This window comes from Pseudomonas sp. B21-036, assembly GCF_024748925.1.
Lineage (GTDB): Bacteria > Pseudomonadota > Gammaproteobacteria > Pseudomonadales > Pseudomonadaceae > Aquipseudomonas > Aquipseudomonas palmensis.
Genome location: NZ_CP087178.1, coordinates 1,868,703 through 1,882,526 on the forward strand (window position 1 = coordinate 1,868,703; position 13,824 = coordinate 1,882,526).

Annotated in this window: 6 protein-coding genes; 1 reads left to right on the plus strand and 5 read right to left on the minus strand. The window is 66.4% G+C overall.

The genetic code is table 11. The features are described from left to right. Positions 1 to 26: 26 nt before the first annotated feature. The 5 genes from LOY33_RS08445 to LOY33_RS08465 form a co-directional block, all read right to left on the minus strand. Entirely contained in the window at positions 27 to 605 is a 579-nt protein-coding gene (locus tag LOY33_RS08445; RefSeq protein ID WP_054915566.1) for a DUF6162 family protein, read from the minus strand. After that, positions 602 to 940: a hypothetical protein gene (locus LOY33_RS08450; protein WP_043862411.1), complete on the minus strand. Its 339-nt coding sequence runs from the start codon at positions 938 to 940 to the stop codon at positions 602 to 604. Before LOY33_RS08450 ends, LOY33_RS08445 begins: the two co-directional genes overlap by 4 nt. Then, a complete protein-coding gene (locus tag LOY33_RS08455; RefSeq protein ID WP_078480229.1) occupies positions 940 to 1,479 on the minus strand; it encodes a thiamine pyrophosphate-binding protein in 540 nt (179 codons plus the stop codon). Before LOY33_RS08455 ends, LOY33_RS08450 begins: the two co-directional genes overlap by 1 nt. Then, the gene (locus LOY33_RS08460) at positions 1,476 to 2,675 is read right to left on the minus strand and encodes a PepSY domain-containing protein (RefSeq protein WP_078480228.1); all 1,200 of its coding nucleotides are present in this window, start codon (positions 2,673 to 2,675) and stop codon (positions 1,476 to 1,478) included. The genes LOY33_RS08455 and LOY33_RS08460 overlap by 4 nt, the downstream gene beginning before the upstream one ends. A gap of 198 nt (positions 2,676 to 2,873) precedes the next feature. Beyond that, positions 2,874 to 3,836 (minus strand): siderophore-interacting protein, encoded by a 963-nt coding sequence (locus LOY33_RS08465; protein ID WP_104572903.1) that lies wholly within the window; start codon positions 3,834 to 3,836, stop codon positions 2,874 to 2,876. A gap of 172 nt (positions 3,837 to 4,008) precedes the next feature. Between LOY33_RS08465 and LOY33_RS08470 the strand changes: the two genes are divergently transcribed. Then, positions 4,009 to 13,815: a non-ribosomal peptide synthetase gene (locus tag LOY33_RS08470; protein WP_309475762.1), complete on the plus strand. Its 9,807-nt coding sequence runs from the start codon at positions 4,009 to 4,011 to the stop codon at positions 13,813 to 13,815. The last annotated feature ends 9 nt before the right edge of the window (positions 13,816 to 13,824 follow it).

Sequence of the window (13,824 nt, forward strand, 5' to 3'; positions counted from 1 at the left end):
GTCTTCTCTCAGGTGTATCCGTGGGTTCAGTGCCGATGCTGGCGAGTGACCCCGGCATCGAATTGCGCGACGACCTGTTGCCAGCCCGCAGCGCTCAAGGCGGCGTCGCTGAGGTCGTGGGGGGCGGTGAGGTCGGTGCTGCGGTTGAGCCAGATATCGGCCGGGCTGTCGGGCTGTGCGCCCAGGCGCATCAGGAACGAGCCGGCCACTTCGCTGGCCTGGCTGAGCCCCAGGTAGGCGCCGCCTTCGAGCAACTGCCAGGTGTGGCCGCCACGGCTCACGGCGCTGGCGTCGCGGGCGAACGGGGCGTAGCCCTCGGCATCCAGCTCGGCCGGGGTGGGCAGGCGCTGTTCTTCCTGCTGACGCAGCTGGATCTCCTCCAGGGTAACCCGCAGGTCGGCGTATACCCCTTGCTCGCCGGCCGTGAGGTCGCGGCGCGCATCGAACTGATGGGCCGCCACTTCGCTGGTTTCGGTGGTTTCGCCGCGCCAGCTGACCACCGCGCCGGCCACCAGCAGCACCAGGGCGCAGAACAGCAGCACGTACAGCGTTTCATGGCCGGCACCGGCCGGGCGGATGGTCTGGGTCGTGGTCGGGGTGCTCATGGTGCCTCGATGTCGGCCTGGTCGATTTCCACCACATGACCGGGGCCTGCGTCGAACAGCACGTAGAACTCGGCATCGGGGCGCTTGAAGGTGAGCTTGGAGTCTTCGCCCAGCTTGCCGGGCACCAGGATGCTTTCGTCGTAGCCGATCACGTCGAGGGTTACGCCGGGGGCGCCGCTGCCGTCGGAAAAGCCGCCGGTGCACTGGATCTGGCCGCCTTCGATCTGCTTGCATTCGCAGATCGGGTTGTGGGCCAGCGCCAGGTTGCTGAAGGTGGCGAGCGAAGTGAGCAGTGCCGCGCCACCCAGGCGACGCAGCAGGTCAGAAACAGGCATCATTTGCCTCCTTGTTTTTGAAGCCAGGCGACAGTGCTTGGCGAGGCCTTGCTGAGCGGGACCGAACCCTGGTGCATGCTGCCGTCCCAGCCTTCCATGGTCACCCACAGTTCGGCGTCGGGGCTGGTCTTGAGCGGCACCGGCACCGTGGCGCCCATGCGGTAAGGGGAACCGAAGAAGATTCCGCCGGCGGCGCGCAGGCTGCGCGGCTTGCCGATACGCAGGTAGGTGGCCTTGACCTGTGGGATACAGGCTTCGCACAGGCTGGCGTTGAAGCTCTTCATGTAGCCGGCCGGCCCGTCCTGGCGCGGCGCCTCGTTGCGCAGCTCGGCCAGCTTCAGGCTCCAGGGGCCGACCTGGACCTCGCCGATCTCGCGCTCGCCCAGGCCCACGTCGCCGCGAAACAAGGCCGCATCAGCAAAGTACTTGGGCATGAAACCCAGCGGTACCAGCAACAGCAGTATGTTGATGTGAAAACGCCATTTCAGCCAGAACTGGCGCAGGCGCGAAGGCGGTTGTGCAGCGATTGCCTTGCTCATGCCTGGCTCTCCGAAGGGGTAGGGGTGGCAGCGGCGGCGCGCTTGGCGCGTGCCGGTTTTTCGCTGCGCTTGAGGGCGGTGGCCGTGGCGATGGCGGTGCGCTTGGTCCAGATCAGCAGGCCGCTGAGCACCATCATGCTCAGCAGCAGGCCGAACACGAACCAGATCAGCTTGATCCAGATACCGCCGAAATCGCCGGTATGCAGCGGGCGCATCGACTCGGTGACGAATTCGAGCTTGCTGCGGTCGGACAGCAGCTCATGGGCCTCGACCACGCCACTGTAGGGGTTGACCGATGCGGTCTGGAACATCAGCGGGTACCAGCTGCGCCCCCCCACCGAGGTGTGGCTGTAGGCGTTGCTCGGCAGGCTGATGAAGCTCACGTCCAGCCCCGGGATCTTGTCGATGGCGATCTTTTCGATGGCATCCAGGCTCAGCACCGGGGCCGGCTGGCCGGCGGGCGCGGTGGGCACGTTCTCGCGGGCGATCACCGGCAGCACCTGGTTGCTGGAAATCGAGATCTGGTTGTCGAACAGAATCGCCTGGATCAGGAACCAGGTACCGGTGATCGAGATGACTGCGATGAACCAGATCGACCAGATCCCGCTCAGGCGGTGGAAGTCGCCCCAGAAAATCCGCGCACCGTGCTTCAGGCGCAGGGTCGGCTTGAGAAAGCCCTTCCAGAAGCGCTTGTACACCACCAGCCCGGTAACCAGCGAGGCCAGCATCGGCAGCCCCAGCAGCGACACCAGGTACCAGCCCCAGCTGTAGCCATTGGTGAACGGCACCAGCCACCAGCCGTGCAGGGCGCGGGTAAAGGCCTGGAAGTTGAACTGCGCCGCCTCGCCCTGGACCACCCCGGTGTACGGGTTGACGTAGAGCGTGGTGGAGCGCGAGTCGGGGTAGGTGACGCTGACGGTCAGGGCGAAATGCGATTCGTCCGGGCGCACGATGGTGCTGACATACACCCCCGGCTGCGCGGCCTCGACGGCGGCGCGCACCTGGTCGAAGCCCAGCATCGGCGGGTCGCCGTCGGGTTTGGAGGCGCGGACCTCGGGCTGCGCCAACCAGACGATTTCCTGGCTGACCACGGCCAGCGTCCCGGTGAAGCAGACGATCAGCACGAAGAACCAGATCGGCAGGGCTAGCCAGCTGTGGACCAGAAACCAGAGTTTTGAACGTGACTTTTTCGACATTGGGCAGGCAACTTCGATTCGGAGTGTGGTGAGCATGAGGTTCCGGAGCACGGGGTGTCTGGGCTCAGGCTCGCTCGAAAGGGTGCAGTGGTAATTGTTAGGACGAATGAGAAGCAGAAATCCTGCACTAAAAAATGCAAGCAAATGTTTCCAAGGCTCCCGGCCTGCCGCCCGGAGCCCTGGAAAACGCCTGCGGTCCTACTCGAACGTGCGGCCGGCGCGCCAGTAGCCCATCAGGGTCAGCGCGTTGCGGTCCAGGCCCTGTTCGTTGATCAGAAAGCGCCGGATCTGCATCACCGCAGCCGATTCCCCGGCCACCCAGGCGTAGAAGCTCTGGTGGCTGGCGCTGGCACGTTCCCAGAGGATCTGCTGGTCGATGTCCACCTCCTCGAGGCGCGTGTCGGCGGGCGGGCGTCTGGCGGGCAGGGTGGCCAGCTGGGTCACGGCATGCACCATGGCCTGGCCCTGGATGCGCTGTTGCTGGTCGCGTGGCAGCCAGTGCAAGGTGGTGCTGGCATTGCAGCGCAGGGCCAGGCAGTCCTGTTGCAGCGGCACCTCGACATAGGCTTCGACCTGGGGCGGGTCATCTTGCCCGGCGAGGGTTTCGAGAATGCCGGCAATGGCTGGCAAGGCGGTTTCATCGCCCACCAGCAGAATGTTGCGCACCCCGGCGGGCGGGTTCCATTCGTAGCCCCCGGGGTCGCCGGCGAAGGCCAGGTTGGGTGCCAGGATCTGCAGACGGTCGCCTGTGCGGGCGTGGGTGGCCCAGGCCGAGGCGGGGCCGTTGACCCCGTGCAGTACGAAATCGATATCCACCTCGGCCTGTTCGCGGCGCAGGGCACGGATGGTGTAGGTGCGCATGGGCGGGCGGCTGGCCTCGGCCAGGGCGCGGCGGGCTTCGTTCCAGTGCAGGTCGTTGGGCAGTTCGGGCGGGCTGCCGTCGGCGGCGGGGAAGAACAGCTTGACCCGTTGATCGGCAGCCAGGGTGTGCATCCGGGCCACGTCCGGGCCGGTGAACACCAGGCGGCTCAGCGACGGGCTCAGTTGGATGCGTTGCTTGAGGGTGACATCGAACAGGCGGTAGGCGCGCTCGGGCTGTGCGCCGGCCAGCTTGCGCAGGCCGCGCCCGACGGCGCGGGTCAGGGAGGAGGCGGAAGTCATGGCATGCACCTTCTTGCTACGGGTTCCATAGATAGACGGCTAGCGGCACGGCTGATTTAGCCGCGAGCAATGAACGGGGGCCGTGGCGGTGTTTAATTTTTCCTGGGGTGTATCCGTTTCGTAGGGATAACCGGGGCGCTGCCCGCTATCCACCCTGCACGGAAACCATTCGATGAATGCTGAGAAGTCCCTCCAACTGGCCTGTCGTTTCATCGAGCTGGCGCCGGAAAAGCGCAGCCTGTTTCTGCAGGCCCTGAGCAAGGAAGGCCTGGACTTTTCGCAGTTCCCGATTCCTGCCGGGGTCCAGGTGCCGGACCGCCAGGCGTTGTCCTATGCGCAGCAGCGCATGTGGTTTCTGTGGCAGCTGGACCCGCACAGCGGCGCCTACAACCTGCCGGGTGCGGTACGCCTGAACGGCGTGCTGGATGTGGCGGCCCTGGAGCGTGCGTTCAGCCTGCTGGTGGCGCGTCACGAGGTGCTGCGCACGGTGTTCCGCTCGCAGCCCGATGGCAGCGTGCAGCAGGTGCCGTTGGAGCATGCGGTGCGCCTGGAGCAACTGGACCTGAGCACGGTGCCGGCCGCTGCGCGTGAAGCGCGGGTGCAGCACGAGGCGCAGCAGGAGTCGCTGCGTGCATTCGATCTGGCACAGGGCCCGCTGCTGCGCCTGCGCCTGCTCAAGCTGGATGAACAGGCGCACGTGCTGTTGCTGACCTTGCATCACATCGTCGCCGATGGCTGGTCGATGAATATCCTGATCGACGAGTTCGCGCGCAGCTATGACGCCTGTGCCCAAGGCCTTGCGCCGCAGTTCGAGGCGCTGCCGATCCAGTACGCCGACTACGGCCTGTGGCAGCGTCGCTGGCTGGAGGCCGGCGAGCAGGCGCGGCAACTGGCGTACTGGCGTGAAAAACTCGGCGACGAGCATCCGGTACTGGAACTGCCGCTCGATTGCCCGCGCCCCTCATCGCCCAGCTTCGACGGCGAGCGCCATTGCCTGACGCTGGACGCAGGGCTGGCCGAGCAGGTGCGTGGCTTTGCCCGGCAACACAACGTGTCGTTGTTCATGGTGCTGCTGGCGGTCTTCAACGTGCTGCTCTATCGCTACACCGGGCAGACCGACGTGCGCTTCGGCAGCCCCGTGGCCAACCGCAATCGCAGCGAGCTGGAAGGCCTGGTCGGCTTCTTCGTCAACACCCAGGTGTTGCGCACCCCGCTGGCAGGGCACATGAGTTTTCTCGAGTTGCTGCAGGCTACCCGCGACACGGTGAGCGGCGCGCAGTCGCACCAGGACCTGCCATTCGAGCGCCTGGTCGAAGGGTTGCAACTGGAGCGCAGCCTGAGCCATTCGCCGTTGTTCCAGGTGATGTTCAACCACCAGCCGCACGTGGCCGATGTGTCCGCGCTCAGGCTGGCTGGGGGCCTGCAACTGTCGATGCTCGACTGGCGCAGCCGTACCACCGAGTTTGACCTGAGCCTGGACACCTACGAGCAGGGCGGCCAGTTGCAGGTGGCCTGGACCTATGCCAGCGACCTGTTCAAGGCCGCGACCATCGAGCGCATGGCACGCCACTGGGTGGCCCTGCTGCAGGCCGTGGTCGCCACTCCGACGTGTCGCCTCGACGAACTGGCGTTGCTCTCGAGCGAGGAGCACGAGTGTCTGCTCGAGCAATGGGGGCGTGCACCGCTGACCTGTCCCGACCTGCGCGTGCACCAGCGTTTCGAGGCGCAGGTGGCGCAGCGCCCGCAGGCCCTGGCGCTGATCTTCGAGTCGACGCAACTGAGCTATGCCGAGCTCAACCAGCGTGCCAACCGCCTGGCGCGCCACCTGGTGGCGTGCGGGGTAGGGCCGGAGGTGCCGGTCGGCATCGCGGTGGAGCGCGGCATCGACATGATCGTCGGGCTGCTGGCGGTGCTCAAGGCCGGTGGCGCCTATGTGCCGCTGGACCCGCAGTACCCGCAGGACCGTCTGCTGTGCATGATCGAGGACAGCGCCACGCCGCTGGTGCTGACCCAGACCCCGTTGCTGGCGCGCCTGGGCCTGCCGTGCGGGGTGCGCAGCCTGTGCCTGGACCAGGATGCGGCCTGGCGCCAGCTCGACGCCAGCGACCTGGCCAATACCGCCCATGCGCACAACCTGGCGTATGTGATGTTCACCTCCGGCTCCACCGGGCGCCCCAAGGGGGTGGGCATCAGCCACCTGGCGCTGGCCGGGCATGCGCAGGTCGCGCGTGAGTTCTCCAGGCTCGGGCCGGACGACCGGATCCTGCAGTTTGCCACCTTCAACTTCGATGCCTTCGTCGAGCAGTTCTACCCTGCGCTGATCTGCGGCGCTGCCGTGGTGCTGCGCGGCCAGGAACTCTGGGACAGCGAACGCTACTACCACGAGGTCATCGACAAGCAGGTCAGCGTTTCCGACCTGTCCACCGCCTACTGGAACCTGCTGGCCAAGGACTTTGCCGCCGCTGGCCCACGCGATTACGGCAAGCTCAGGCGCGTGCACATCGGCGGCGAGGCAATGCCACCTGAAGGGGTGGCAGCCTGGCGCCAAGCCGGATTGTCGCAGGTGGCGCTGCTCAACACCTATGGCCCCACCGAGGCCACGGTCTGTGTCACCACCCTCGAATGCGATGATTATGTCAGCGGTGTGCGCAGCACCCCGTTGAGCATGCCGATCGGTCGGGTGCTCGGCGGGCGCAGCCTCCATGTGCTGGATGCAAGCGGCGCACCGACGCCGGTAGGGGTGGTGGGGGAGCTGGTGATCGGCGGCGAGTTGCTCGCCCGTGGCTACTTCAACCGCCCGGGCCTGACGGCCGAGCGTTTCATCCCCGACCCGTTCGCCGCGCAGCCGGGTGGGCGCCTGTACCGCAGTGGCGACCTGGCCCGCTTCAATGCCGAAGGGGTGCTCGAGTATGCCGGGCGTATCGATCATCAGGTCAAGATTCGCGGGTTTCGCATCGAGTTGGGCGAAGTCGAGGCGCGCCTGCTCGAACAACCGGGCATTCGCGAGGCGGTGGTGCTGGCCCAGCCCGCTGCCGACGGCCTGCAGCTGGTTGCCTATGTGGTGCCCGGCGACAGCCGCCAGGCACTGGAGGCGCAGGCCCAGGCGGCGTTGCGCGAAGCGATCGGCGCACACTTGCGCGCGGTGCTGCCCGCCTACGTGGTGCCGGCGTACCTGCTGTTTCTTGAACGTTTGCCGCTGAGCCCCAACGGCAAGCTGGACCGCAAGGCCCTGCCACCGGTCGATGCCAGCCAGGCCCAGCACACTTACGTGGCGCCGCAAAGCGCGTTGGAACAACAGGTGGCGGCGATCTGGCAGGACGTGCTCAAGCTGGAGCGGGTAGGGCTTGACGATGCGTTCTTCGAGATCGGCGGGCACTCGTTGCTGGCCACCCAGGTGGTGTCGCGGGTGCGTCAGGTGCTGGGGCTGGAGGTTGCCTTGCGTACCCTGTTCGAGCGCAGCCGGCTGGGCGACTTCGTGGCAGCGCTGGGGGGGCGGCAGGCCGCCGGCGAGCCCCCGTTCACCTGTGTCGAGCGCGGCCGGCCATTGCCGCTGTCGTATGCCCAGGAGCGCCAGTGGTTCCTCTGGCAGCTGGACCCGCAGAGCAGTGCCTATCACCTGCCGGCCGCCCTGCGCCTGCGCGGGGCGCTGGACGTTGCGGCGCTGCAGCGCAGTTTCGACAGCCTGCTGGCGCGGCACGAAAGCCTGCGCACCACATTCGTCGAGGTGCAGGGCGAGCCGCGTCAGCTGATTGCCGAGCAGGCCCGTGTCGATATCGACCTCCAGGTGCTGTATGCAGGGGACGATCCGGCGGCGCAGATCCAGGCTTGTATCGAGGCCCAGAACGGCCGCCTGTTTGCCCTGGACCAGGGGCCGCTGCTGCGGGTCAGGCTGCTGCGGCTGGCGGCGCACGACCATGTGTTGGTACTGGTTCAGCACCATATCGTTTCCGATGGCTGGTCGATGCAGGTGATGGTCGACGAGCTGATCGCCTTGTATGCGGGCTACAGCCAGGGGCGCGAAGTTCAGTTGCCGGCCCTGCCGATCCAGTACGCCGACTTTGCCCAGTGGCAGCGCCAGTGGATGGAGGCCGGCGAACGCGAGCGCCAGCTCGATTACTGGTGCCGGCAACTGGGCGGCGAGCAGACGGTGCTGGAGCTGCCGAGCGATCGACCGCGGCCGGCCACGCGCAGCTTCAAGGGCGCGAAGCTGAACATCGTGCTCGATGCCGCACTGGCCCGTAGCCTGCGCGCGCTTTCCCAGCGCGAAGGGGTGACCCCGTTCATGCTGTTGCTCGCTTCGTTCCAGACCCTGCTGCACCGCTACAGCGGCCAGGCGCAGGTGCGGGTCGGGGTGCCGGTGGCCAGCCGCAACCGTCTTGAAACCGAGCGCCTGATCGGCTTCTTCGTCAATACGCTGGTGCTGGAGGCGAGGATTGGTGCCGATCTGTCGTTCGCCGAACTGCTGCAGCAGGTGCGCCAGACCACCCTGCAGGCCCAGGCCCACCAGGACCTGCCGTTCGAGCAACTGGTGGAAGCCCTGGAACCGGGCCGCAGCCTGTCACACAGCCCGCTGTTCCAGGTGCTGTTCAACCACCACAGCGAAGATGCCGGTGAACTGCGCGCCATCGAGCGACTGCCGGGCCTGGAGGTGGAGCGTCTGGACTGGGACAACCACACTGCACAGTTCGACCTGACGCTGGACACCACGGAAACGGCCGATGGCCTTTCGGCGATTCTGGTCTACGCCACCGACCTGTTCGACGCCGCGACCATCGAGCGTCTGGCCCGGCACTGGCAGAACCTGCTGCAGGCGATTGTCGCTGACCCGCAACAGCGCGTCGCTGAACTGCCGTTGCTCGATGCCCGCGAGCAACAGGCCAACCTCCAGCAATGGAACCCGGCGCCTGCGCAGTTCGCCAGCCAGCGCTGTCTCCATGAACTGATCGAAGCCCAGGCTGCGCGTGCGCCGGGCTCCATCGCGCTGACCCTGGGTGACGCCCAGCTCAGCTACCGCGAACTCAACGAACGCGCCAACCAGATGGCCCATGCGTTGATTGCCCAGGGCATCGGGCCAGAGGTGCTGGTGGGCCTGGCCTGCGAGCGCAGCCTGGAGATGGTGGTCGGCCTGCTGGCGATCCTCAAGGCTGGCGGCGCCTATGTGCCACTGGACCCGGCGTACCCCGAGGACCGCCTGGCCTACATGATGGAGGACAGCGGCCTGAGTGTGGTGCTGGCCCAGTCGCACCTGCAACTGCCAGTTCCGCAAGGCGTGCGCACGTTGCTGCTGGACGATGACTTCGGCGCCTTCGCCACGCACAACCCGGCACTCTCGCTGGACCCTGCCAACCTGGCCTACGTGATCTACACCTCCGGCTCCACCGGCAAGCCCAAGGGCGCGTTGCTCGCGCACCACAACGTACTGCGCCTGTTTGCCGCCACCGAACACTGGTTCAACTTCGGGCCGAGTGACGTGTGGAGCCTGTTCCACTCCTATGCCTTCGACTTCTCGGTGTGGGAGATCTTTGGTGCGCTGCTGTATGGCGGCAGGCTGGTCATCGTGCCGCAGGCCACCAGCCGGGCACCGGAAGAGTTCTTCCAGTTGCTGTGCGAGCAGGGGGTCACCGTACTCAACCAGACGCCATCGGCGTTCAAACAGCTGATGCAGGTGGCCTGTGCTCCGGCGCAAGCCGAGATGAAGCCCGCCCTGCGCTACGTGGTATTCGGTGGCGAAGCTCTCGACGTGCACAGCCTGCGCCCTTGGTTCGAGCGCTTCGGCGATCAGCAGCCGCAACTGATCAACATGTACGGCATCACCGAGACCACGGTGCACGTCACTTACCGTCCGGTGTCGCTGGCCGATCTGGCCGGCGATGCGGCAAGCCCGATTGGCGAGCCGATCCCGGACCTGTCGTGGTACCTGCTCGATGCCGACCTGAACCCGGTGCCAAAAGGCGCCATCGGCGAGCTGTATGTGGGCCAGGCCGGCCTGGCGCGTGGTTATCTCAAGCGTGCCGATCTCACCACCACGCGCTTCGTGCCCGACCCGTTCTCGGCCCGCGGCGAGCGCCTGTACCGCACGGGCGACCTGGCGCGTTATCGCCAGGATGGCATCGTCGAGTACGTCGGCCGCATCGACCATCAGGTCAAGATTCGCGGTTTCCGCATCGAGCTGGGTGAGATCGAGGCACGTCTGGCGCAACAGGCCGCCGTGCGCGAAGCGCTGGTGCTGGCGGTGGACGGGCCGAGCGGCCAGCAGTTGGTGGGCTACGTCGTGCCGCAGGACGCCAATGCCGAGCACACCCAATTGCGTGATCAACTCAAGGCCGGGCTCAAGGCCGAACTACCGGACTACATGGTGCCCACGCACCTGCTGTTCCTGGAGCAATGGCCACTGACGGCCAACGGCAAGCTCGACCGCCGCGCCTTGCCGGCGCCGGATGCGAGCTTGCTGCAGGCCGAATACGTGGCGCCGCAGGGCGAACTTGAACAACAGATCGCCGCCCTCTGGCAACAGATGCTCGGCTGCGAGCGTATCGGCCGTACCGACGATTTCTTCGAGCTGGGCGGGCATTCGCTGCTGGCCACCCAGGTGATCTCGCGGGTGCGTCAGGTGCTGGGCTTCGACGTGGCCTTGCGCACGCTGTTCGAACACAGTCGCCTGGCGGATTTCGTCGCCACGCTGGATGCATTGAAGCGCATTGACGAGCCTGCGCTGGTTGCGGTCGAACGCGGCGTGCCGCTGCCGCTGTCCTACGCCCAGGAGCGCCAGTGGTTCCTCTGGCAGCTGGACCCGCAGAGCAGTGCCTATCACCTGCCGGCGGCCCTGCGCCTGCGCGGGCCGCTGGATGTGCCGGCGTTGCAGCGCAGCTTCGATGCGCTGGTTGCGCGGCATGAGCCGTTGCGCACCCGGTTCGTCCAGGTGGACGCCCATGTCAGGCAGGTCATAGACCCAGCGGCGCCGCTGCCTATCGACTTCGAGGTGCTGGCGCATGTGGCTGATCGCACGGCGCAGATCCAGGCTAGTGTCGCGGCTGAAAGCAGCCGCCTGTTTGCCCTGGACCAGGGGCCGCTGCTGCGGGTCAAGCTGCTGCGCCTGGCCGAGGACGACCATGTACTGGTGCTCACCCAGCACCATATCGTCTCGGACGGCTGGTCGATGCAGGTGATGATCGACGAACTGATCCGTCGCTACGGCGCTGGCATCAGCGCTCAGGAACTGGTGCTGCCGGAACTGCCGATCCAGTACGCCGATTTCGCCCAGTGGCAGCGTCAGTGGCTGGAGGCAGGCGAGCGCGAACGTCAGTTGCGCTACTGGCTGGAGCAACTGGGGGGCGAGCAGCCGACGCTGCAGTTGCCCACCGACCGTGCCCACCCCGCCCAGCGCAGTTTCCACGGCGCCAGGCGCGATGTGGCGTTGGACGCCGGTCTGACACGCGGGCTGCTGCAACTGGCCCGCGAGTGCGGGGTTACCCCGTTCATGCTGTTGCTGGCCTCGTTCCAGGCGCTGCTGCACCGCTATAGCGGCCAGGACGATATTCGTGTCGGAGTGCCGGTGGCCAACCGCAACCGCCTGGAAACCGAGGGCCTGATCGGATTCTTCGTCAACACCCTGGTACTCAAGGCTCAGGTGAGCGGGCGACAGGCGTTCACTGCGCTGCTGGAGCAGGTGCGCCAGGCCACCCTGCAGGCCCATGCGCACCAGGACCTGCCGTTCGAGCAATTGGTGGAGGCGCTGCAGCCGGGCCGCAACCTGGGGCGCAGCCCGTTGTTCCAGGTGCTGTTCAACTACCAGGCGCAAACCCGAAACGGGCAGGGGCTGCAGCCGTTGCCGCACCTGCAGGTGGAGGCGTTACAGTGGGATACCCATACCGCACAGTTCGACCTGTCGCTGGAGGTGTTCGAGCGTGAGGAGGGCATAGCGGCTTCGCTGACCTTTGCCACCGACGTGTTCGAGGCCCACACCATCGAACAGATGCTGGGGCACTGGCAGAACCTGCTGCGCGCCATCGTCGAGCGTCCGCAACAGCGCGTCGCTGAACTGCCGTTGCTCGATGCCCGCGAGCAACAGGCCAACCTCCAGCAATGGAACCCGGCGCCTGCGCAGTTCGCCAGCCAGCGCTGCCTCCATGAACTGATCGAAGCCCAGGCTGCGCGTGCGCCGGGCTCCATCGCGCTGACCCTGGGTGACACCCAGCTCAGCTACCGCGAACTCAACGAACGCGCCAACCAGATGGCCCATGCGTTGATTGCCCAGGGCATCGGGCCAGAGGTGCTGGTGGGCCTGGCCTGCGAGCGCAGCCTGGAGATGGTGGTCGGCCTGCTGGCGATCCTCAAGGCCGGCGGTGCGTATGTGCCACTGGACCCGGCGTACCCCGAGGACCGCCTGGCCTACATGATGGAAGACAGCGGCCTGAGCGTGGTGCTGGCCCAGTCGCACCTGGGTTTGCCAACGCCGGCCGGGGTGCGCACGTTGCTGCTGGACGATGACTTCACTGGTTATGCCGCCAGCAACCCAGGCCTGACGCTGGACCCGGCCAACCTGGCCTATGTGATCTATACCTCCGGCTCCACCGGCAAACCCAAGGGCGCGTTGCTCGCGCACCACAACGTGCTACGCCTGTTTGCCGCCACCGAACACTGGTTCGCCTTCGGGCCGAGTGACGTGTGGAGCCTGTTCCACTCCTATGCCTTCGACTTCTCGGTGTGGGAGATCTTTGGTGCGCTGCTGTATGGCGGCAGGCTGGTCATCGTGCCGCAGGCCACCAGCCGGGCACCGGAAGAGTTCTTCCAGTTGCTGTGCGAGCAGGGGGTCACCGTACTCAACCAGACGCCATCGGCGTTCAAACAGCTGATGCAGGTGGCCTGTGCTCCGGCGCAAGCCGAGATGAAGCCCGCCCTGCGCTACGTGGTATTCGGTGGCGAAGCTCTCGACGTGCACAGCCTGCGCCCTTGGTTCGAGCGCTTCGGCGATCAGCAGCCGCAACTGATCAACATGTACGGCATCACCGAGACCACGGTGCACGTCACTTACCGTCCGGTGTCGCTGGCCGATCTGGCCGGCGATGCGGCAAGCCCCATCGGCGAGCCGATCCCGGACCTGTCGTGGTACCTGCTCGATGCCGACCTGAACCCGGTGCCAAAAGGCGCCATCGGCGAGCTGTATGTGGGCCAGGCCGGTCTGGCGCGTGGTTATCTCAAGCGTGCCGATCTCACCGCCACACGTTTCGTGCCCGATCCGTTCTCGTCCCGCGGCGAGCGCCTGTACCGCACGGGCGACCTGGCGCGTTATCGCCAGGATGGCATCGTCGAATACGTCGGCCGCATCGACCATCAGGTCAAGATCCGCGGCTTCCGCATCGAACTGGGTGAGATCGAGGCACGTCTGGCGCAACAGGCTGCGGTGCGCGAAGCGCTGGTGCTGGCGGTGGATGGGCCGAGCGGCCAGCAGTTGGTGGGCTACGTCGTGCCGCAGGACGCCAGTGCCGAGCACACCCAATTGCGTGATCAACTCAAGGCCGGGCTCAAGGCCGAACTGCCGGACTACATGGTGCCCACGCACCTGCTGTTCCTGGAGCAATGGCCACTGACGGCCAACGGCAAGCTCGACCGCCGCGCCCTGCCGGCCCCGGATGCGAGCCTGTTGCAGCGTGAGTATCTGGCGCCGCAGACCGAGCTGCAGCAGCGCATCGCCGCCATCTGGCAGCAGGTGCTGGGCTGCGCGCAGGTCGGCCTGGCCGACAGCTTCTTCGAGCTCGGGGGGCACTCGCTGCTGGCCACCCAGGTGATCGTGCGCCTGCGCGAGCAGCTGGGACTGGAGGTACCGCTCAAGGACCTGTTCATTGCCGAGGATCTGCTGGCGTTCAGCGCCAGCGTGCAAGCCTTGCAGGTCGACACCCAGCCGGTGGAGGACGAATTGGCTAAATCTTTGGCTGCCCTCAAACGTTTATCAGCTGAAGAGCTCGAGAAGCTGATTTCATAACCAGGAGTA